This is a genomic window from Tenacibaculum amylolyticum (assembly GCF_964511145.1).
Lineage (GTDB): Bacteria > Bacteroidota > Bacteroidia > Flavobacteriales > Flavobacteriaceae > Polaribacter > Polaribacter amylolyticum.
Genome location: NZ_CAZEFZ010000008.1, coordinates 133,005 through 153,721 on the forward strand (window position 1 = coordinate 133,005; position 20,717 = coordinate 153,721).

14 protein-coding genes are annotated in these 20,717 nt (G+C 30.8%); 10 read left to right on the plus strand and 4 right to left on the minus strand.

Going from position 1 to position 20,717, the window contains the following annotated elements; translation table 11 throughout:
• Positions 1-3: 3 nt before the first annotated feature.
• From ACKTTC_RS04555 to ACKTTC_RS04565, 3 genes are read left to right on the plus strand one after another with little or no spacing between them, the layout of a single operon-like run.
• Entirely contained in the window at positions 4-1,323 is a 1,320-nt protein-coding gene (locus ACKTTC_RS04555) for a sensor histidine kinase (RefSeq protein ID WP_408038617.1), read from the plus strand.
• A gap of 13 nt (positions 1,324-1,336) precedes the next feature.
• Complete coding sequence (locus tag ACKTTC_RS04560; RefSeq protein WP_408038618.1) at positions 1,337-2,044, plus strand: LytR/AlgR family response regulator transcription factor; 708 nt, start codon at positions 1,337-1,339, stop codon at positions 2,042-2,044.
• Complete coding sequence (locus tag ACKTTC_RS04565) at positions 2,044-3,378, plus strand: sensor histidine kinase (RefSeq protein WP_408038619.1); 1,335 nt, start codon at positions 2,044-2,046, stop codon at positions 3,376-3,378. Before ACKTTC_RS04560 ends, ACKTTC_RS04565 begins: the two co-directional genes overlap by 1 nt.
• A 643-nt stretch (positions 3,379-4,021) precedes the next feature.
• On the opposite strand, the gene ACKTTC_RS04570 is transcribed toward ACKTTC_RS04565, so the two are convergent.
• Positions 4,022-4,492, minus strand: coding sequence for a CYTH domain-containing protein (locus ACKTTC_RS04570; RefSeq protein ID WP_408038620.1), 471 nt, complete (start codon positions 4,490-4,492; stop codon positions 4,022-4,024).
• Between the two features lie 69 nt (positions 4,493-4,561).
• Between ACKTTC_RS04570 and porZ the strand changes: the two genes are divergently transcribed.
• Genes porZ through ACKTTC_RS04590 form a run of 4 tightly spaced genes read left to right on the plus strand, consistent with a single transcriptional unit; the run spans position 4,562 to position 10,389 of the window.
• Positions 4,562-6,883 (plus strand): type IX secretion system anionic LPS delivery protein PorZ, encoded by a 2,322-nt coding sequence (porZ, locus tag ACKTTC_RS04575; protein ID WP_408038621.1) that lies wholly within the window; start codon positions 4,562-4,564, stop codon positions 6,881-6,883.
• Positions 6,883-7,605 (plus strand): DNA repair protein RecO, encoded by a 723-nt coding sequence (recO, locus tag ACKTTC_RS04580; protein ID WP_408038622.1) that lies wholly within the window; start codon positions 6,883-6,885, stop codon positions 7,603-7,605. The genes porZ and recO overlap by 1 nt, the downstream gene beginning before the upstream one ends.
• Positions 7,606-7,610: 5 nt before the next feature.
• Entirely contained in the window at positions 7,611-10,091 is a 2,481-nt protein-coding gene (locus ACKTTC_RS04585; RefSeq protein WP_408038623.1) for a TonB-dependent receptor, read from the plus strand.
• Positions 10,092-10,113: 22 nt separating this feature from the next.
• Positions 10,114-10,389 (plus strand): DUF3817 domain-containing protein, encoded by a 276-nt coding sequence (locus ACKTTC_RS04590; RefSeq protein ID WP_408038624.1) that lies wholly within the window; start codon positions 10,114-10,116, stop codon positions 10,387-10,389.
• A gap of 97 nt (positions 10,390-10,486) precedes the next feature.
• Here the strand turns inward: ACKTTC_RS04590 and ACKTTC_RS04595 are convergent, their stop codons facing one another.
• Positions 10,487-12,952 (minus strand): DUF5686 and carboxypeptidase regulatory-like domain-containing protein, encoded by a 2,466-nt coding sequence (locus ACKTTC_RS04595; RefSeq protein WP_408038625.1) that lies wholly within the window; start codon positions 12,950-12,952, stop codon positions 10,487-10,489.
• 191 nt (positions 12,953-13,143) lie between these two features.
• The gene (locus ACKTTC_RS04600) at positions 13,144-15,771 is read right to left on the minus strand and encodes an AsmA family protein (protein WP_408038626.1); all 2,628 of its coding nucleotides are present in this window, start codon (positions 15,769-15,771) and stop codon (positions 13,144-13,146) included.
• A gap of 107 nt (positions 15,772-15,878) precedes the next feature.
• Between ACKTTC_RS04600 and queG the strand changes: the two genes are divergently transcribed.
• The gene (gene queG / locus ACKTTC_RS04605; RefSeq protein ID WP_408038627.1) at positions 15,879-16,814 is read left to right on the plus strand and encodes a tRNA epoxyqueuosine(34) reductase QueG; all 936 of its coding nucleotides are present in this window, start codon (positions 15,879-15,881) and stop codon (positions 16,812-16,814) included.
• A gap of 76 nt (positions 16,815-16,890) precedes the next feature.
• Here the strand turns inward: queG and ACKTTC_RS04610 are convergent, their stop codons facing one another.
• Positions 16,891-17,526 carry a PAS domain-containing protein gene (locus ACKTTC_RS04610; protein ID WP_408038628.1) on the minus strand — a complete coding sequence of 212 codons (636 nt, stop codon included), beginning with the start codon at positions 17,524-17,526 and terminating at the stop codon, positions 16,891-16,893.
• A gap of 255 nt (positions 17,527-17,781) precedes the next feature.
• Between ACKTTC_RS04610 and ACKTTC_RS04615 the strand changes: the two genes are divergently transcribed.
• Both ACKTTC_RS04615 and ruvA read left to right on the plus strand, forming a co-directional pair.
• Entirely contained in the window at positions 17,782-20,058 is a 2,277-nt protein-coding gene (locus ACKTTC_RS04615; protein ID WP_408038629.1) for an NADP-dependent malic enzyme, read from the plus strand.
• Between the two features lie 76 nt (positions 20,059-20,134).
• Positions 20,135-20,716 carry a Holliday junction branch migration protein RuvA gene (ruvA, locus tag ACKTTC_RS04620; RefSeq protein ID WP_408038630.1) on the plus strand — a complete coding sequence of 194 codons (582 nt, stop codon included), beginning with the start codon at positions 20,135-20,137 and terminating at the stop codon, positions 20,714-20,716.
• The last annotated feature ends 1 nt before the right edge of the window (position 20,717 follow it).

Here is a 20,717-nt window from a genome sequence, read left to right on the forward strand (position 1 = left end):
TAAATGTTGTTTGAAAACATTGATTCTATTTTTTACTCTTGGATAAGGGGAGGAATGCTACTTCTCTTGTTTTATCATTTTATATTTTATATAAAGCATAAAGAAGAGGTTTATAAATATTATTCAGTTTATCTTCTAGGTGTTTTTATTTTTTTAATGAAAGATGTTTTTACCAGTGCATCAATAAGAAATGCGTATGAATATATAATTTTCCCAATTCAATTTATCTCATTTTCGTTTTACATACATTTTACTAGGAACTTGTTAAATACGCATAAAGAATATCCAAAATGGGACAAGTTATCGGTTAAAGTGTCTAAAATTCTATTTATTACTGCTGTAATTCTTATCTGGATTCAATTTTTTTGGGGATACGAAATCCAAAAAAAAGTATTGTCTTACCTAGCTCCTGTTTTAACAATTATTCTGGTTGGAGGTTTGGCTTATGTAGAAATTATAAAGACAAAACAAGGTATGTATTCACTAATTGGTACCGTGTTATTACTAATTGGAGCAAACATAACGGCATTAAAAATGATAAATGGGAATTCCTTTTTATTCGATTTGAAAGTACATAACATGTTTTATTTCTATGTAGGGTTGGTAATTCAAACAATTATTTACGCTTTTTTACTTGCCGATGTCTTAAAAAAGATAGAAGTAGAGAAGACAAAAGCAGAATTAAGCTTGGTTAAAAAGTCTTCTCAATTATACGAATTGAGGATGATAGCGTTTAAAAATCAAATGAATCCTCATTTTTTGTTTAATTCTTTAAATTCAATTAATAACTTTGTCATTCAAAATAGAAAAGAGCAAGCATCTAATTATATTGTAAAATTTTCTAGATTAATTCGTAAAGTATTACAAACAACAGATAAAATTTTTGTTACTTTAGAAGAAGAAATTAAAATAGCAGAACTTTACATTAAAATAGAACAAGTTCGATTAAGAAATTCTTTTACTTATTCAATTTGTTTAGACGACACAGTAGAGGCTTCAGAAATTGCTGTTCCCCCCCTTTATATGCAACCATTCATAGAGAATGCCATATGGCATGGCTTGCAGTATAATAAAAACAATGGAAACTTAAAGATCAGTATAATTGATAAAGGTGACTTTATCTATACTGAAATAATAGATAATGGGTTAGGGATTAATATGTCAAAACAAAATCATAAATCATATGGATTGAACATCGTAAAAAACAGATTGCAGCTTATTTATGGGGAAGAAAATATAAACATTGTTATTGAAGATTTATCAAATCTAAAACAAGGGAATGGCACAAAAGTTTCCATGCTTTTCCCTAAAAATAAAGAATAAAAGGAATTGAAATATGATGAAAATTATTCTCATTGATGACGAGAAAGATGCATTAGAAGCATTAGAATGGAAAATTAAGAGGATTATTGATAATGTTCAAATAACTAAATCTAGTTCCCCGATAATAGGAGTCGATTTAGTAAAAGAAATTCAACCAGATATTGTTTTTTTAGATATTCAAATGCCAGAAATGGATGGGTTTTCTTTTATTGACAAGTTTCAAGATAGAAACTTTGAAGTAATTTTTACTACTGCTCACGACGAGTATGGAATAAAAGCAGTAAAAGCCAAAGCATTAGATTATTTATTAAAACCAGTAGATGTTGATGAGCTAACATTGGCAATAGCTAAATTAAAAAACGAAATAAATAACAAGAAAAATAAAGAAGAGGAGAGTTTGTCTAAAATAAATATACAAGCAGACGGAAAAGTATATTTATTGGCAAAAGAAGAAGTACTGTATTTAAAATCAGATAAAAGTTACACCACAATTCATTTAACAAAAGGGAAAAAAATAATAGCAACTAAAACATTAAAACAAATTCAAAAAAAGTTTAATGCACCAGAGTTTTTAAGAGTTCATAACTCTTATGTTGTAAATCTTAAACATGTTATAGAGTATAACAAAAGCTTTAATGAATTAAAATTAAAAGATAATACGATAGTTGCGGTAAGTAGAAGTAAAAAAAATGAACTGATAAAGACATTGAACCTAGAATAATGTTATTAGATTTAAATTCACCCTTTTACTCATGGATTAGGGGAGGAGTGGTGATGTTATTCATCTATCATTTAATCATTTATTTAAGAAGTAGAGAGGAAGTACATAAATTCTATACACTATATTTATTTTGCATTACAGTGTATATTGTTAGAGATGCTTTTCCTAGTAAAACTGTACAAAACGTATATGAATACATTAGTTTTTCTATACAATACGTAGGGTATTATTTTTTTATTGGGTTTACTAGAAGTTTAGTAAATAGTAAGAAAAACTTTCCAAAATTAGATAAATGTGTAACGTATATATCTAAAGTGTTGTTGTTACTAGCTTTGTCTTTAGTTGTTGTCCAATATTTTTATGGATACGAACTACAGAAAAAAGTAGTAGCATATTCAGCATTTTTTACATCTCTTATGGCCTTTTTGGTATTTTACTTGATTTCTAAACAGAAAACAATAGATGTTTGGGCGCTTTTAACAGGATCTATTTTGTTTTTGGTATTTGCAAATATCAGTTCAATAAAAATGATTCGAGGAGATGATTATTTAATTGATTTTAATGTGAATAGATTGTTTTACTATTTTGTAGGAGCGACAATTCAAAGTATCATATTTGCGGTTTTAACGGGGAATTATATTCGAGTAATAGCTGAAAACAAAAGAGCTATGGAGATTAGTTTACTACGTAAAGAAAATCAGATCTCAAACCTTAGATTGGGCGTTTTAAAGAGTCAAATAAACCCTCATTTTTTATTCAATTCACTAAACTCAATAAATAGTTTTGTAATTCAAAATGAAAAGGAACTTGCCTCAGATTATATAACAAAATTCTCTTTACTTACTCGTAAAGTACTACAAGTAACAGATGAAAATACAATTACACTACAAGAGGAATTAGATATTTTATCAATCTATTTAAAATTAGAACAAGCTAGAATTAAAAACAAATTTGCATTTGAAATAGACATTGATAAAAAAATAGATCCAAACTTATTAAGAGTTGTACCACTATTCTTACAACCCTTTGTAGAAAATTCGATTTGGCATGGCTTAACACTTAAAGAAGGAGAAAAAAAATTGAAAATCTCTATTGTAAAAAACAAAAAAACAGTTGAAGTAAGAATCTTAGATAATGGTATAGGAATAGAAAAAAGCCAACAAATACAAAAAAGTGGATTGAGTCATAGGAAATCTTATGGAATTAATATTGTAAAAGAACGCTTAAAAATAACCTATTATCCATTCAATGTAGAAGTAACCATAACCGATAATAAAAAGCTAGGAACAGAAGTTTTAATCGTTTTTCCCTTTTTAGAAAAACTGAATATTTAATAAAAAATACAATTCATTAACCTTTTCATACCATTTATTAAAAACAAAATATGCACTTGGTTAAAAGCTATAATTTAGCTGTAAATCTAAAAACGTAATTAAGGGATTGTGTTATTGGGGATTATACAATGTTCTTATGTAAAAAGGTCTGAAGCTAGCAGTAGCTTTGGCCTTTTTCTTTTTTATACAAATTGATAAACAAAGGTTTCTATTTCATGTAAAACCAAATATTTAATAAAGAATACAATTCATTAATCTTTTCATACCATTTATTAAAAACAAAATATGCGCTTGGTTAAAAGCTATAATTTAGCTGTAAATCTAAAGCATAATTAAGGGATTGTGTTATTAGGGATTATATACTGTTCCAAAAAAGGTTTAAAGCTAACATTAGCTTTAGCCTTTTTCTTTTTATACAAATGAGTAAATGATAGTAAGTATTGTTTTAGAAAGACCAAATATTATAGAAAAAGTACAAGTTGTTTACTTTTTTCTACCAATTGTTAAAAGCAAATTAAACACGAATTAAGGATATCTATCTTAGCATCATATTAACGAATAAACGGTAGGAAGTTGTAATTCGGGGGGATGCACAATTTCTTATTTTAAAAGGTTTAAAGTCAAATTTGACTTTAGCCTTTTTTTACCAATCTTTAAAAGGTAACTTGCTTAAATTAGAATTGTAATATTTAATTTGTCCAGTTACTTCTTCACCTAGCCAAGTAGGTTTAGAAAAAGATTCGTTTTCACTAGAGAGTTCTATCTCGGCAACAAGAAGCCCCAAATTGTCTCCTAAAAATTCATCCACTTCAAATACATGATTTTCAATTTTTACCAAATATCTGTATTTTTCAATTACACCCTTTTCACACAATTGTAATAAATTGTTAGCATCCTCGAGCGAAATCTCTTTTTCCCATTCAAATCGAGTAGTTCCAGTAGTATTCGATTTTCCCTTAATCGTTAAAAAACCACTATCATCTTTTATACGAACACGAACAACACGCTCTTTATTAGAGTTTAAAAAGCCTTGTTTAATGGTCGTTTTTTGATAAGCTTGTTCTTTAAAACTATGATTCAAAACCAAGAATTTACGTTCAATTTCTACACTCATAATGCTTTATTTCAAATTTGTACGAATGTATCGCTTTTGTCGTTATTATTAAATATCTTTGGGCTGAATATGAAGAAAATCATTACTTTTTTTATACTACTTTTCTCAATAAGTTCTTTTTCACAAACCGATTTTACTGGGCAATGGGAAGACTTCTTTTCGTATAACAACATTAAAGACATAACTATATCTGGAGAAACAGTATATGCATTGGCAGATAATGCAGTTTTTACATACGATTTGCAAACGCAAGAAACACAAAAATTATCTTCTGTAAATGGACTTTCAGGTGAAACAACTTCTGCTATTCATTATAACGAAACATTCAATCGTTTAGTAATTGGATATGAAAACGGATTAGTAGAGGTAATTGATGATAATGGAAATGTAACAGTTTCACCAGATATTGTAAACTTCAATCAATCTGGATTAAAACGAATCAACGGAATTTACGAGTTCAATAATCAGCTTTTTATTGCTACTTCATTTGCGATTATTGTATATGATATTGAAAACTTAGAATTTGGCGATACATATTTTATTGGAGCTGGTTCTACTAGCGTTAATGTGAATCAAATTACAGTGGCAAATAATGAAATTTTCGCAGCTGCAAATACAGGAATTTATGTTGCCGATGTAAATAATCCAAGTTTAATAGATGCAGCGAATTGGACATTACGCTTTCCTGGGAACTATACAAAAATCACTGAATTTTCTGGAAATGTATATGCTGTTTCGAACCAAAACTTAATTCGTTTAAATGGAGCAACGCAGCAAACTGTTTTCACATACACAGAAACTATTAAAGACATAAAAGCATCTGCAACAAATTTAATTGTAGCATTAACCACAAGTGCGAATACCTACGATACTTCTTTAACCTTAGTGGGAAATAACAGTACAAATAGTACTTTCGATTTCTCTTTAAATACAGCGTTACTTAATAACGGAACGGTCTTTTTAGGAACAGAAGAATTTGGTATTTTATCTGCACAATTAGCAACCACAACATATACAGAAATTCATCCGGAAGGACCATTGTCTAACAATGTATTTTCTATCGCAGTAAATTCTAATGATTTATGGGTAGTATATGGAGGATACGATGCAACATTCACGCCTTCGCAAGTACGTCAAGGATATTCACATTTTAATGGTCAAGATTGGGTAAATGTTCCTTTTAATCCTAACAACCCTTTTGGAGATTTGGTGCATGTAACTATAGATACAAATCATGATAATAGAGTTTTTATTAGCTCGTTTGGAGATACTAGAGAAATAACAACGCGATTAACAGGAGGATTGTATGAAGTAGAAGATAATAACGTAGTACGATTTTATAATAATTTAAATAGTCCATTAGAAGATGTCGACGGTGGAGATCCTACTAGAGCAACTGTACGTATTTCAGGAACAGCTTTTGATAGAGAAGGAAATCTTTGGGTTACAAACTTATTATCTAGTACAAGACTAAAAAAACTAAGTCCTTCTGGAGTTTGGTCGAGTTTTGATATAAACGAATTGTATGTAGATAATAAACCAGGAATGGGAGAAGTAGCTATAGATAATGCCAATACTGTATGGATTACTACTAGAAGAAATGGAGTTTTTGCCTATAACGAAAATGGAGATAGAAAAAGAGCTTTAACCACAGAAGCAACAAGAGGAAGTTTACCAAATGGATATACAAGAACAATTGCAATAGATAAAAATAACAGAATTTGGATTGGAACACTTTCTGGATTAGTGGTGTTTAATAATGCAACGGGTATTTTCGATGCCAATGTGTATGATGCTGAGCCTATAATTATTCTAGATGAAGGAATTCCAAAGAGATTATTGGGAGATCAAACAATCAATTCTATTAAAGTAGACGGAGCAAATAACAAATGGTTTGGAACAGATAACGGAGGTGTTTTATATACCAATCCAAGCGGGCAATCAACATTAGCAAACTTTAATAAAGACAATTCTCCGTTACCATCTAATAAGATATTAAAAATAGGAGTAGACGAATCATCAGGGAAAGTTTACTTTGCAACAGATAAAGGAATTGTTGCCTACAATAGTAGTGTAGCACCTTTTGGAAACGAATTAGGAGAAGTGTATGCTTATCCTAACCCAGTATTAAAAAATCATGATACAGTAACCATAGATGGAAGAAATGGTACAAGCTTGCCAAAAGGAACCAATGTTAAAATATTAGACGTAGCTGGAAATTTAGTGTACGAAACTAATGTCGTAGAAGGACAACAAGTACAAGGAGGAAAAGTAGTTTGGGACAAAAGAAATTTAGCTGGACAAAAAGTAGCTTCTGGAATATATGTTGTTTTGTTGGTTACAGATGATGGAAGCGAAACTTCTACAACAAAAATTGCAATTGTAAATTAATGGGAGTAGTAACTACCAAAGCCATTGTTTTTAGCGCCATAAAATACGGAGATACAAGTTTAATTGTAAAGTGTTTTACGCAAGAAGAAGGAATTAAATCGTATTTAATTAAAGGAGTTTTAAAAACTAAAAAAGGAAGATTAAAGGCAGCTTATTTTCAACCGCTAACTCAATTACAATTAACGGCAAATCATAATAGTAGAGGAACTTTAAACTCTATAAAAGAAGCACATGTAATTCACCCATATGAAAATATTCCTATGGATATTGTGAAACAAACCATTGTGTTATTTCTCTCTGAAATACTTTCAGGAATTATTCAGGAAGAAGAAAAAAACATGGCGCTTTACGAGTATATAGAAACTGCTTTAATTTGGTTAGATACGCATACAACAATAGCAAACTTTCATCTACTATTTTTACTGAATCTTTCCCGTTTTTTAGGATTCTATCCAGACATATCGAATAAAGATGCGGGAGGGTTTAATTTATTAGAAGGAAGTTTTACAAGCCTATCATATGAAAAATTAACACTTACTGGAAGCGAATTAATGCTTTTCAAAAAGCTGTTAGGCATAAATTTTGATGGGATTCATACAATTTCTTTCAATAAAAATGAAAGACAAGTCATACTAAAGATTATAATTCGATATTTTGAATTACATTTGGAAGGTTTTAAAAAACCAAAATCTTTAGATGTTTTAGAAACAGTGTTTAGTTAACTCTTATGAGGTGGATATTTTTACTTTTTTTATGTATTTCTTCAAGTCTTTTTTCGCAACAAATTACCGTTTACGATGGTGAAACTGGTAAGGTAATAGATGCCGTTGCGTTATATAATGAAGCCAAAACAATTTCAGCAATAACAAACGAAGACGGAAAAGTAGATATTTCAGAGTTTCCTAATGAGATTATTTATTTTTCACATGTTTCGTATGCACAATTTGCGATAAAGAAACAACAGATTATTATAAACGATTATACTGTATATCTTTCTAAACAATCAGAGCAGTTAGATGAGGTAGTGGTATCTGTTTTTAAAAGTAATGCAAAAACGAATAGAATTGCAGAAGAGATTGAAGTAATTAATGCAAAAGAAATACAGCAATTATCGCCACAAACATCTGCAGATGCATTAGCAATAATACCAGGAATTAAAATCCAAAAATCACAATTTGGAGGAGGAAGTCCAATTCTTCGTGGAATGGAGAGTAACAGAGTTTTGTTGGTGGTAGATGGAGTACGAATGAACAATGCAATTTATAGAAAAGGACATTTACAAAATTCTATAACGGTTGCGCCAAGTATGTTAGATAGAGTAGAGGTTGTTTTTGGGCCTTCTTCTGTAACATATGGTTCAGATGCATTAGGAGGGGTAATTCATTACTATACTAAAACGCCAAAACTATCAGATAAAAAGAAAATCAAAACAAGCTTTTTTTCACGATATTCAACGGTAAATAACGAAACAACAAATCAAGGATCTATAGAATTACAATTTCCAAAATGGGCTAGTTTTACAAGCGTTTCACATAGTAATTTTGGAGATTTACGAATGGGAACAAATCGTTCTCATGGATTTAACGATTGGGGAAAAGTTTTCTATTATTCAGATAATCTAAATGGAAATTATTCTGCACTTCCTACACAAAATCCAGATCCAAATGTGCAACGAAATACAGGATATAACCAAACGGATATTTTGCAGAAATTTTACATGCCTTTATCTAAAAACACAGATCTTAAGTTAAATATCCAATATTCTACATCATCAGATGTACCAAGGTTTGATAGATTAACAGAATTGGGAGATGTGTCAGATCCTTCAACTTTAAAATTTGCAGAGTGGTACTACGGGCCACAAAACAGATTGTTAATTTCTCCTCAATTAAAAATTAATCCAAAGAAAAAGTGGTTAAATGAAGGAGTTTTGACTTTTGCTTATCAAAACATTAAAGAAAGCAGAATACAACGTAAGTTTGGAAGTATAAATCGTACTTATAGAGATGAGGTGGTAGATGTTTTTAGTCTAAATGGAGACTTTACAGTACCAATTGCAGAAAACAGAAATCTAGGATATGGTTTCGAAGTTGCTTATAACGATGTGAGTTCAACTCCTTACGGAAGAGAATTGGTAATAGCAAATGAAGAAATTACAGGCTTCGGAAATAGTTTTCCAGTACAATCTCGTTATCCAGATGGAGGAAGTAGTTACTTAAGTTCTGCATTGTACACTAACTATAGGCAAGATGTTTCTAGAAAGTCTACCTTAAATTTTGGAGGAAGATTAACAAACACACAATTAAGAGCCAAATGGGTAGACCATACCTTTATTACATTGCCAGATTCAGACATAAGTTTAAATAATACAGCATTAACTCTTACTGTAGGATATGTATATAAACCAGTTAAAAGCTGGCAATTTAATGCCGTACTTTCTTCTGGGTTCAGATCGCCAAATATAGACGATGTAGGAAAGATTAGAGAAAAAGGAGGAAGATTAACCATACCTAATGTCGATTTAAAACCTGAACATGCTTACAATGCAGAAATAGGAATAGAAAAGTATTTTAACAATAGAAAGTTTAGAGTTGGAGCCAATGTATATTATATGCTACTAAATAACTATATCTATAGAGTAGCTCCAGATACACCAGGATTTAGCTTAAACTATGATGGTGAAATATTTGATACTGCAAGTCAAACAATTTTAACGAACGTAAATAGAGGAACGGCATATGTAACTGGTTATACTGTTAGTTATCAAGGAAAGTTGCATAAAAACTGGACAACTTCAGGTTCTATTACCTATACAAAAGGAAGAACTTATGATACAGACGAGCCAATGTCTTCAATTCCACCATTATTCGGAAACTTCGATATAAACTATGTCCACAATCGTTTAGAAGCAGGAGTAAATTTCCGTTTCAATGCTAAAAAAGATATTACAGACTTTAACTTAGATGAAGGAATAGATAATCATGATTTAACACCAGTTGTAGATCCAAATGCTACTGAAGATGTAGATAAGTATTTTGGTTCGCCAAGTTGGGCAACTGTAGGTGTTTTTGGAAGTTATAAGTTCAATAACCATATTACGTTTCAAAGCAGATTGTCTAATATTTTCGATAAACATTATAGAGAATTTGCATCAGGAGTATCGGCCCCAGGACGTAATTTATCTTTTAGCTTAATTGCTAATTTTTAATTGAATCCAATATCGTTATAAAATGATCAATATATTTAAAATTGTAAGTTTCCTAGAAGGAATTTCCTATATCTTATTGCTATTTATTGCAACACCTATTAAATACCTTGCAGACAATCCTACCTATGTAAAATGGTTAGGAATGCCACATGGTTTATTGTTTATGATATACATTGTAATGGCAGTAATGTTAAAGTATGAACTAAAATGGAATACTAAGGAATTTATCTGGGTTTGCCTATTGTCAATACTTCCTTTTGGAACCTTTTATGTAGGAAGGTATTTAAAGAAAGATTAATAGTATTTAATTAATCTTTTAAAAATAAAATTAAAGATAAAAGCATGATAGTGTTATGTACATTATCATGCTTTTTTATATGAAATAATATTAGATATTAATCAAACAAACTAATACCAAATAAGACACTGTTTTCTTGGTTTCCATTAAAATTAGATCGAACAAAATCTACACGTAAAAAACGCCATTTTCCCCAACCAATATTGTCTAGTCCAATAGAATATTCAGTATAAGGTTTTCTACCTCCAGAGAAGTAAGCTTTTGTTCCAATTACTGTATGGAAATTAAGTTTGTTTAAAAGAGGAATCTTATTCAAGAGAAAACCTTCAAAATTGTGTTGTAAATGTACTTCTGCATATCGGTCATTTGTACTAAATTGATAATAAGGCATTGCATAAAAACTCCCTAACCTATTAGAAGGTAAAAAATCAATTTGATTAGCTAAAGGATGGTAGAAATCCATAAATGGAATATTCTTTTGTTTTAAGAAAATCCCTGCTCTAGTAAGATATTCAAAAGTACCAAGATTAGCAATCGTTGTATTTTGTTGTAATCTAGAGAAAAACAAGTCAGAATGCAATTGACTGTCTCCAGAACCAAACGTTTTTCGATATCCTAATGTTAATGATGGATAAGCATCGTTGGTTACTGTAAATCTTGAATTAGGATAGCTAATGTATTTGCTTCCAAAATTAATTGTAGTAGCAACTTGCGCTTTAAAAATGTCGTGAGGATTAAAAACAGCAGCATTACTAGTTGGATCAATTGGATTATTGGTTTGATAGGTAGCGTCTCTATTAAAAAACGAATAATCAGTAGTATTAGTTAATGGTTTACGGTCTGCATATTCAAGATCAGAATAAAGATGTATGCTAGGCGAGATTTCTTGAGAAAAACGAATATTAGCAAATGTTTTTTCAAAGTATTTAGCATAGTTTTTCTTACCTAGTAAGGAATACGCCGTATTCATAAAATTACTGATAGGATTTCGTCGATCGAATTGCACTACCTCATTTCCTCCAGAAATATATAATCTTGGCTTATTAAAGTTATTCCAAGACTTATAAAAACTAACAGTAGGACGCACTCTTTTGTCTGAAAAGCCATAAGCTAAATCAGCTCCCACACTCCATCTATTTCCCTTACCATTCACTCGCTTTGAATATGAGAAACTAGGAGTAATATTATAACCTTGAACAGTGTTAAAGTTTACATTATCTATAAAGCCACCAAAATTAAAAGACGATTTTTCATAACTATTACGATACGTATAACCGAGTATTGGAGACAATAATGTAAACTTATTATTTTTCTTGTCTATAGAATCTAAATAAGTTTTAGATTTTCGGATTACTTTAATACTGTCTTTTATAACATAATCTCTTTTTTCTTCTAATGTTAAAGGAACACTTCTTAATTCATTCCAATAAACACTATCTTTTTTAGTAGCATTTTCTTCAAAAGAAAGTATTTCTTTTCCAAAAGTATCTTCAGTAAACGCAGGTTGAAAGTTGTAATTTGAATACGAAGCAGAAAAGCGTCCGTTCACATTAAATCCTAAAAACCCTACTTTAAAATCAATTGTTTGTAAGATTAAAGCCCAAATTTTTGAAGTAGGTTCGTAGTTATAGTTTTGTTTAATGTGTAATACATCTATGGCTGGATTATTAATTTGCTCTCCAGTAATTGTTAAATCAGCACCATAAATAGCCCAATCATCTTCAACTACATAAATAAACCCACCAAAAACACGATCGTTTTCCCTTCTTGGAATCAGTTGAATTTTGTTAATCAACTTTCCGTTTTTATCATAAAATGTTCCTACAAGTTTAAATCTGTAATAACTAAAAGTATAATCAGAAATAGGAGAGAATACATTTACTTCTGCAACAGGAACTAGATTGTTGTACAAATTGAAATTTACATCAGCAGCCTGATTAAAAGAGATTCCATTATCGCGACCACTAACTTTAGAAGCAACAATTACTTCTCTAAAATTCTTTGGTCTTTTTTGAGCCCAAATTTTAGAAACGGTTTCCGACAAATAAATAATCCCACTCCTAGTAGAATCCAATCCACCGCCCAAATCACCAATGGTTTGTCCCAGTATTTTCTCTGGAGCATTTTTTATTTTAAACAATCCACGAGAGTAGAAATCAGCAGTATATTTTCCAGATTTATTAGTGTTTTGTTCTTTGCTAGCAATTACATTTCTAATAATAGTGTTTGCAGGGTTTTCTGTGCTTGAAATGGTAACTTCATCCAATTGTACTTCTTCTTCATTAAGTTGTACATTCAACTCAAAAGGAAAAGAAGTAATGTCTACTTCTTTTTTTAAAGTTTTAAATCCTAAGAATTGGAAAACAACAGTTTGTTTTCCCGTTTTCTTAGTTTCAAGAATGTAAATACCGTTGTCGTTTGTGGTAGTACCCGACAAAGAATTTTCTAAATAAACACTTACATAAGGAAGTGGTTCATTCTTTTTATTGGTAACCCGACCCTTAATTTGGGCGAGTATAGATGTAGTTAAAAAAAGACACAATAAGGTAGTATAGTTTTTCATATAGTTTGGTTGAAATAAAATCAATTTAAAAATCTACGATCCATTAATTGACGATGAAATCGTGTTGTTGTTACAGAAGTAACAAAGTCTTATGGTTGATTTTGTATGACTTACCTCGCAAACATAGGCGAAATATTAACTACTTATTATTTAAGAAATGTTAAAGAAAACAAAGTTTCTTGTTAATATGTTTATTGCTTTTTATTGTCTTTCTTTTTCTTCTTTTTACCAAATAAACCACCTAATACTCCTTTAACTTTGTCTACAGTATTTTCTTTGGTATTGGTTGCAGAAGATTTGTTGTCTTTGTTTCCGCCTAGTAAACCACCAACGGCTTTGTCTATTAAACTGTTTTTTTGTTTTTGAATTAACTGTGTAGTTAAATTACTAACTGCAGAACTCAAATCTGTTTTTACAGAAGGATTGGTAAAACTTCCTGAAAAATTAGCAGTTACAGGTACAGAAACATTTTGATCTTTACTGTTTAGTTTGGATAATAATCCAGTTACTTCAGAACCTAAATACTTCGCAGGAACATTAAATGTAGCATTATAATCCATTAATTGGTCAAAACTATGACTTCCTGCTACTTCAATATCAATGTCTTTGTATTGTAGTTTAAAAGGTTTCACATTTACTTTTCCTTTGTCAAAAGAAAGCTTAGTTTTAATATCTTTTAAGTTTAATTGTTTTAAATCTACAAAACTCAAGTTGTTACCTAATAAGCTTAATGCTTTTGATTTTTTAGGTTCTACATTTGTTGCTAATATTTCAGCCAATGCTTTTCCAGAAACCGAAGTCAAGTTTGGTGTAAAGTCATTATTTAAGTCACCAGAAAGATTGATGTTTGTATTTAACTTTCCTTGTAAAATATCAGCTATTGGCGATAGCATTTTGAAAAGCTCAATGTTTTTAAACGAGTCCCCAATATTAAAAGACTTGATCCCCATATCTACATCAAAAACAGGAGTTTCTGGTTGTGTATTTACGGCACCATTTAAAGTAATATTTCCTCCAAACATATTTCCATTAACATCTTTTAATGTTGCTTTTTCATCTTTAATAATTAAAGTACCTTTTACGTCAGATAATTTTAAATTATCGTAATACACTTCTTTAGCAGAAGCATTTACAACACAATCTAAAAATGCTGGAATCTTTAATTTTTCTTTAGGAGTTTCAGAGTCATTTATTTGTTCTTCTTTTGCAGGTTCTTCAGAAGTAGGAGTTGTGGTATCAGCAACCATAAAATCGCTAACCTTAAAAGAATCAGAATTTAAATTAAAAGTTCCTTGTAGTTTTTTGTCAGATAATATGAAACCTAGTAAATTATATAATGTTCCTGTGGCTTTTAAATCACTTGTTCCAGTAATAGCATCAAAACTAGTTAGTGATATTTTAGCAGGTTTAAAATCTACATTTGCATTGTTAATCTTAATTGGATTGGCAATATCTTTTCCGCTGAATAAGAAATCATTTAAGGCTAAATTACCATTGTTCTTAATGCGTTGGTATTTGTTGTTTTGAATGGCGTCCATATCAAAACTAGAAGTTAAATTCGCTGTAATAATTCCACTCAACTCATTTTCTAATTCTATAGGATACACTTTGTCAATATGTCCTAAATCTACTTTACCATTTATAGTGGTTTTTATATAAGGATTCTTCGTTAAATTACTGATAGTTGCATTTCCACTAAATTGATTTTCGTCAATTTTGAAAGCTAAATTCTTCACAGCAACATAAGTGTCGTCTATTTTTCCTGTAGTGTTTTTTATTTGTGTGTTTATATGAATATTCTGAACACTTTTAGGTAAGCTTGGGTATTTAAAAGACGCATTATTAGATGCGATTGTGATATCAATTTTTGGAATAGTGGTGTCTGTTACTTTACCGTCAACTTTTCCAACAATACTAAAATCTCCCGATGTTTTTACATCTGCAATGTTTTTAGCATATTCTTGTGGAATTAAAGCTAGGAAGTTTTTAAAATCAGAAGATGGAGTTTTAAAGTTTACATGCACGTCTTGACTATTGTCGTTGTTTAATTGTACATAACCATCAAATATTAAAGGTAATTGATTGATGTGCGCTTCGTTTTTTAAGAAAGCATATTTACTGTTTTCTAAATCTAAGTCTAAAACAGCTGTTAAATCTAAATGTTGATTATTTACCAATGCACTTCCATCTTTCTCAAATAGAATATTTGTAGTGGTTTTAGTATCCAATTCAGTAGTTTTTTGAGAGAAATCCCCACTACCAGAATGATTAAAATCAGATAAAACAACATTCATTTTTCCCTGTGCATCTTTATAACGTATAGTTGCATTAGAAATAGCATATGAATTCAGAGATAATTTGAAATTACTAGGAGAACTCTCTTCAGATGTTGTGGTATCTGTAGTTACTGCTGCATCTTTTTTAGCAATATCGTAATTGGCATTTCCTTTCTCATCAACTTTTACATTTACAAGAGAATTATCAATTGTAAAAGAGTTAATATTTAATTGACTATTAGCGCTTTTAAATACTTCAGTAAGTTTTAATTTTAATTCTATACGTTCACTGTATACTAAAGTATCACCTTCAAAAGGTTCAAAATTAGTAACTAAAACATCTTTTAACTCAACGGAAGCTTTTGGAAAGCTTTTTAGTAAGCTTAAATTCGCATCAGAAAATGATACTTTTGCATTTACATTATTATTGATAGTTTCTTTAACAAGAGCCACTAATTTATCTTGGAATAAAAACGGAATTGCAGCTAGAGCAACCACTAAAACAACAAAAATTATGGCTACTATTTTTAGAACTTTTTTCATATTATAAATGCTTTTTATTTGAAACGCTTATTAGGGATACTTTATTTGATATACTAAAGTTAAGTAAATGCAAATTTAAAAGTAATCAGTAATATTGTAGTTAACAAATGGTTTCTTTTTTGGAAAAAACTAAACAATACTCAGAAATTATAAAAGCACATGCTAAACGCTTGGGCTTTATTTCTTGTGGAATTGCAAAAGCAGATTTTTTAGAAGAAGAAGCTCCTCGTTTAGAGGAATGGTTAGAAAATGGTTTTCATGGAAAAATGCAGTATATGGAAAATCATTTCGATAAACGTTTAGATCCAAGACTTTTGGTAGAGGGAGCTAAGTCAGTTGTTTCACTTTCGTATAATTACTTTCCCGAGGAAACACAAAAAGATGGAGCTTATAAATTAGCTAAATATGCGTATGGAGAAGATTATCATCATGTTATTAAAAACAAACTATTTGAATTGCTATCGTGTATTCGAGAAGAAATAGGTGAAGTGGATGGACGTTGTTTTGTAGATTCTGCGCCAGTTATGGAAAGAGCGTGGGCAGAGCGTGCAGGTTTGGGATGGAATGGAAAACATACGTTGTTGATACAAAAACAACAAGGTTCTTTCTTCTTTTTAGCGGAGTTAATTATAGATTTAGAGTTGGCGTATGATGATCCATTTACAACTGATCATTGTGGAAAATGCACACGTTGTATAGATGCTTGTCCAACCGAAGCAATACTTCCAAATAATCAAATAGATGGAAGTAAGTGTATTTCTTACCTTACTATTGAATTAAAAGATAACATTCCGTCGCAATTTAAAGAGCAAATGGAAGATTGGATGTTTGGATGTGATATTTGCCAAGATGTTTGTCCGTGGAATCGTTTTTCTAAGCCCCATAACGAACCACTTTTTCAACCTAAAGAATTGTTGTTAGATATGAAAAAAGAAGATTGGAAGGAGTTAACTGAAGAAACGTTCAGGAAAGTGTTTAAAAAATCAGCAGTAAAAAGAGCAAAGTACAAAGGTCTAACAGAAAATATTCGTTTTTTACAATAAAAGCTTCTCCATATAATATATAAAGGCGGCCTAAGCAAATGCCGGCCGCCTTTTACAGTTTAGTTAAACCATTCGGTTATTCTTCATATTTACTGAAGAAAAACCAGCTTAACCCCTTTTTAAACTTGCTAATTTCTTCTTTCGGGTTTTCTTTAGCTAATTTGGCTAACTCTTCTTTTTTTAGCTCTTCTTCAAATAAATCTACAACAAAATCATTGTAGCTTTTTCCAACTTCTTCATTTAAAAAAGCATTAAAATAAAGTTCACTAGCAGCTTCACCCTTTAAAATTTCAATATCACGTAATGTTTTATAAAGCGGAGCAATTTTGTCTATAACACTGTCTGGTACAGCTTTTCTTCTTGCAGTATATCCAGTAGTCTCTCCGTTTTCATCTTTATCTATAGTGAAATCAGTAATTACCCAGTAATATTTTCCAGATTTCGTTAGATTTTTAACAATAGCATGAAAGTTTTCACCTTTTTTTAAAGCTTGCCATAAAGCTTTAAAAGCAACTTTAGGCATATCTGGATGCCTAATAATATTATGCGGTTCACCAATAAGAGCTATTTTTTCATAGCCACATGTTTCGCTAAAAGCATCGTTGGCATATAATATAGTTCCATAAACATCTGTTTTACTAACAATCGTTTTTGTTTTATCCCATTGAACTTCTTCGTTCAATACAGGAATGTTACGGGGAATTGTTTTCATTTTGTATGATTTAATTAAAACTTCTGATGCAAAGGTGTAACGGAATACGTTTTTAAAAAATGATTTTCGTCATAGCATTATAAGAAATGATTTATTAGATATTATAATTAGCATAAATATCAAGAGTATAATCCCCTGATATTGTTTATTGGCAAGATTAAAACTGTTGTAGAACTCTATTGTAAACTACAGAATATTGTTGCTCTTCGATAACAAACCGTATATTAGCAACTTCAAACAAACAACTAGAAATATATGAGTCAATCACGTAAGAGAAGAGAAGCGCTTTTGTACCATGCAAAACCTTCACCAGGGAAAATATCGGTTGTACCAACAAAGAAATACACAACACAGCATGATTTATCTTTGGCTTATTCTCCAGGGGTGGCAGAACCTTGTTTAGAAATAGCAAAGGACAAAGACAATGTTTATAAATATACAACGAAAGGAAATTTAGTAGCCGTTATCTCAAATGGTACAGCAGTACTTGGATTAGGAGATATAGGTCCAGAAGCATCAAAACCCGTAATGGAAGGGAAAGGACTGCTATTTAAAATATTTGCTGATATAGATGTGTTTGATATAGAAGTAGATGCTACAGATGTAGATAAGTTTGTAGAAACAGTTAAAGCAATAGCACCTACTTTTGGAGGAATTAATCTAGAAGATATTAAAGCACCAGAGGCTTTTGAAATTGAAAGAAGATTAAAAGAGGAATTAGATATTCCTGTAATGCACGACGATCAGCACGGAACTGCAATTATTTCTGCGGCAGCACTTAAAAATGCATTAGAAATTAATGGTAAAAAAATAGAAGAAGTACAAATTGTAGTAAACGGTGCAGGTGCCGCGGCTATTTCTTGTACAAGACTATATGTTGCATTAGGAGCAAAGCTAGAGAACATTGTTATGTGCGATAGCAAAGGTGTGATTCGAAAAAGTAGAGAGAATCTTACTCCGCAAAAAGAAGAGTTTGCTACAGATAGAGACGTAGATACTTTAGAAGAAGCTATGAATAATGCAGATGTATTTATAGGTTTGTCTAAAGGAAATGTAGTAAGTCCTAAGATGTTATTATCTATGGCAAAGAATCCTATTGTATTTGCGATGGCGAATCCAGATCCGGAAATTGCTTATGATTTAGCAGTAGCAACAAGAGATGATATTATTATGGCGACGGGTAGATCAGATAACCCAAACCAAGTAAATAATGTATTAGGTTTTCCATTTATTTTTAGAGGAGCTTTAGATGTTAGAGCGACTAAAATTAATGAGGAAATGAAAATGGCAGCAGTACATGCTTTAGCGGATTTAGCAAAAAAATCAGTGCCAGAGCAAGTAAATATTGTGTATGATGAAATAAGTCTTTCGTTTGGTAAAGATTATATCATTCCTAAGCCATTTGATCCAAGATTAATTTATGAAATTCCACCAGCTATTGCAAAAGCAGCGATAGATAGTGGAGTTGCACAACAACCTATTGAAGATTGGGATAAATACCGCGATTCCTTAATGGATAGATCAGGTTCTGGAAGTAAAGAAGTAAGATTATTACATAACAGAGCACGAACAAACCCAAAGAGAATCATTTTTGCAGAAGCAGATCATTTAGATGTATTAAAAGCTGCGCAAAGAGTGTATGATGAAAAAATAGCTGTTCCAATTTTATTAGGACATAAAGAAATTATTTTAGAGTTAAAACAAGAATTAGGTTTTAATGCTGATGTAATGATTATTGATCCTAAAACTCCAGAAGAAAAAGAACGTAGAGAGCAATTTGCCAAAGTTTATTGGGAAAGCCGTCAGAGAAAAGGAATTACTTATTTAGAAGCTCAAAAATGGATGCGAGAACGTAATTATTTTGCAGCGATGATGGTAAATGCTGGAGAGGCTGATGGATTAATCACAGGATATTCACGTCCATATCCTTCAGTAGTAAAACCAATATTAGAACTTATTCCAAAAGACAGAGGTGTATCTAAAGTAGCAGCAACAAACTTAATGCTTACGAAACAAGGACCTATGTTCTTGGCAGATACCACGATTAATATCAATCCGAATGCGAAAGAACTAGCTAAGATTACACAATACACTAGTATTTTGGCTAAAATGTTTGGTATGAAGCCAAATGTAGCAATGTTAGGATTTTCAAATTTTGGATCAACAAAATCAGAAACATCTATAAAAATTAGAGAAGCAGTAGCGTATATGCACGAAAATTATCCAGACTTAGTAGTAGATGGAGAAATTCAGGCAGATTTCGCATTAAATGCTGAATTATTATCAAAAGAATTTTCTTTTTCAAAGCTAAATGGGAAGAAAGTAAACATCCTAATTTTCCCTAATCTAGAATCTGCAAATATTACTTACAAATTAATGAAACAAGTCAATGGAGCTGAGTCTATTGGGCCTATTTTATTAGGGTTGAGTAAACCAGTTCATGTATTGCAATTAGGAGCAAGTGTAGATGAAATGGTAAATATGGCTGCAGTAGCAGTAGTAGACGCACAAGAGCGAGAAAAACGAGGTTAAGCAATTAGAAAGTAGTAAAATAACGGTTTTAGAATCGTAAAAATTTTCCTACTTTAGGCATTTGTTAAAGGAGATTATGATTACGCAGATTAAAGGGAAATTAGTAGAGAAAAATCCTACTTATGCAGTAGTAGACTGTAATGGAGTTGGATATTTTCTTCATATATCACTCAATACTTATGGAGCACTTCCATCAGATGAAAATGTGTTGTTATACACACATTTATCTATTAGAGAAGATGCACATACCTTGTTTGGTTTTATTAATAAAACGGAAAGAGAGATATTTAGATTACTTATTTCTGTATCTGGTGTTGGGCCTAGTATCGCTAGAACGATGTTATCATCTATGACTTCAGAAGAAATTCAACAAGCCATTGCTTCAGAGAATGTAAAACTGATACAATCGGTAAAAGGAATAGGTGCTAAAACAGCTCAGCGTGTTATTATAGATCTGAAAGAAAAAATACTTAAAACCTTTGATATTGATGAAGTTTCAGTTGTTGACAACAATACAAATCAAGAAGAAGCGTTATCTGCATTAGAGGTTTTAGGATTTGCTCGTAAACAAGCAAACAAGGTAGTAACGAATATTTTAAAAGAATCGCCAGCAGCCACCGTAGAGGAGCTGATTAAAAAGGCATTAAAAAGTTTGTAAA

What these genes read in the sequence shown, in the direction of transcription:
- ACKTTC_RS04555 (WP_408038617.1), top strand. Translation starts at nt 4, where the DNA reads ATGTTGTTTGAAAACATTGATTCTATTTTTTACTCTTGGATAAGGGGA.
- ACKTTC_RS04560 (WP_408038618.1), top strand. Translation starts at nt 1,337, where the DNA reads ATGATGAAAATTATTCTCATTGATGACGAGAAAGATGCATTAGAAGCA.
- ACKTTC_RS04565 (WP_408038619.1), top strand. Translation starts at nt 2,044, where the DNA reads ATGTTATTAGATTTAAATTCACCCTTTTACTCATGGATTAGGGGAGGA.
- ACKTTC_RS04570 (WP_408038620.1), bottom strand. Translation starts at nt 4,492, where the DNA reads ATGAGTGTAGAAATTGAACGTAAATTCTTGGTTTTGAATCATAGTTTT.
- porZ (WP_408038621.1), top strand. Translation starts at nt 4,562, where the DNA reads ATGAAGAAAATCATTACTTTTTTTATACTACTTTTCTCAATAAGTTCT.
- recO (WP_408038622.1), top strand. Translation starts at nt 6,883, where the DNA reads ATGGGAGTAGTAACTACCAAAGCCATTGTTTTTAGCGCCATAAAATAC.
- ACKTTC_RS04585 (WP_408038623.1), top strand. Translation starts at nt 7,611, where the DNA reads ATGAGGTGGATATTTTTACTTTTTTTATGTATTTCTTCAAGTCTTTTT.
- ACKTTC_RS04590 (WP_408038624.1), top strand. Translation starts at nt 10,114, where the DNA reads ATGATCAATATATTTAAAATTGTAAGTTTCCTAGAAGGAATTTCCTAT.
- ACKTTC_RS04595 (WP_408038625.1), bottom strand. Translation starts at nt 12,952, where the DNA reads ATGAAAAACTATACTACCTTATTGTGTCTTTTTTTAACTACATCTATA.
- ACKTTC_RS04600 (WP_408038626.1), bottom strand. Translation starts at nt 15,771, where the DNA reads ATGAAAAAAGTTCTAAAAATAGTAGCCATAATTTTTGTTGTTTTAGTG.
- queG (WP_408038627.1), top strand. Translation starts at nt 15,879, where the DNA reads ATGGTTTCTTTTTTGGAAAAAACTAAACAATACTCAGAAATTATAAAA.
- ACKTTC_RS04610 (WP_408038628.1), bottom strand. Translation starts at nt 17,526, where the DNA reads ATGAAAACAATTCCCCGTAACATTCCTGTATTGAACGAAGAAGTTCAA.
- ACKTTC_RS04615 (WP_408038629.1), top strand. Translation starts at nt 17,782, where the DNA reads ATGAGTCAATCACGTAAGAGAAGAGAAGCGCTTTTGTACCATGCAAAA.
- ruvA (WP_408038630.1), top strand. Translation starts at nt 20,135, where the DNA reads ATGATTACGCAGATTAAAGGGAAATTAGTAGAGAAAAATCCTACTTAT.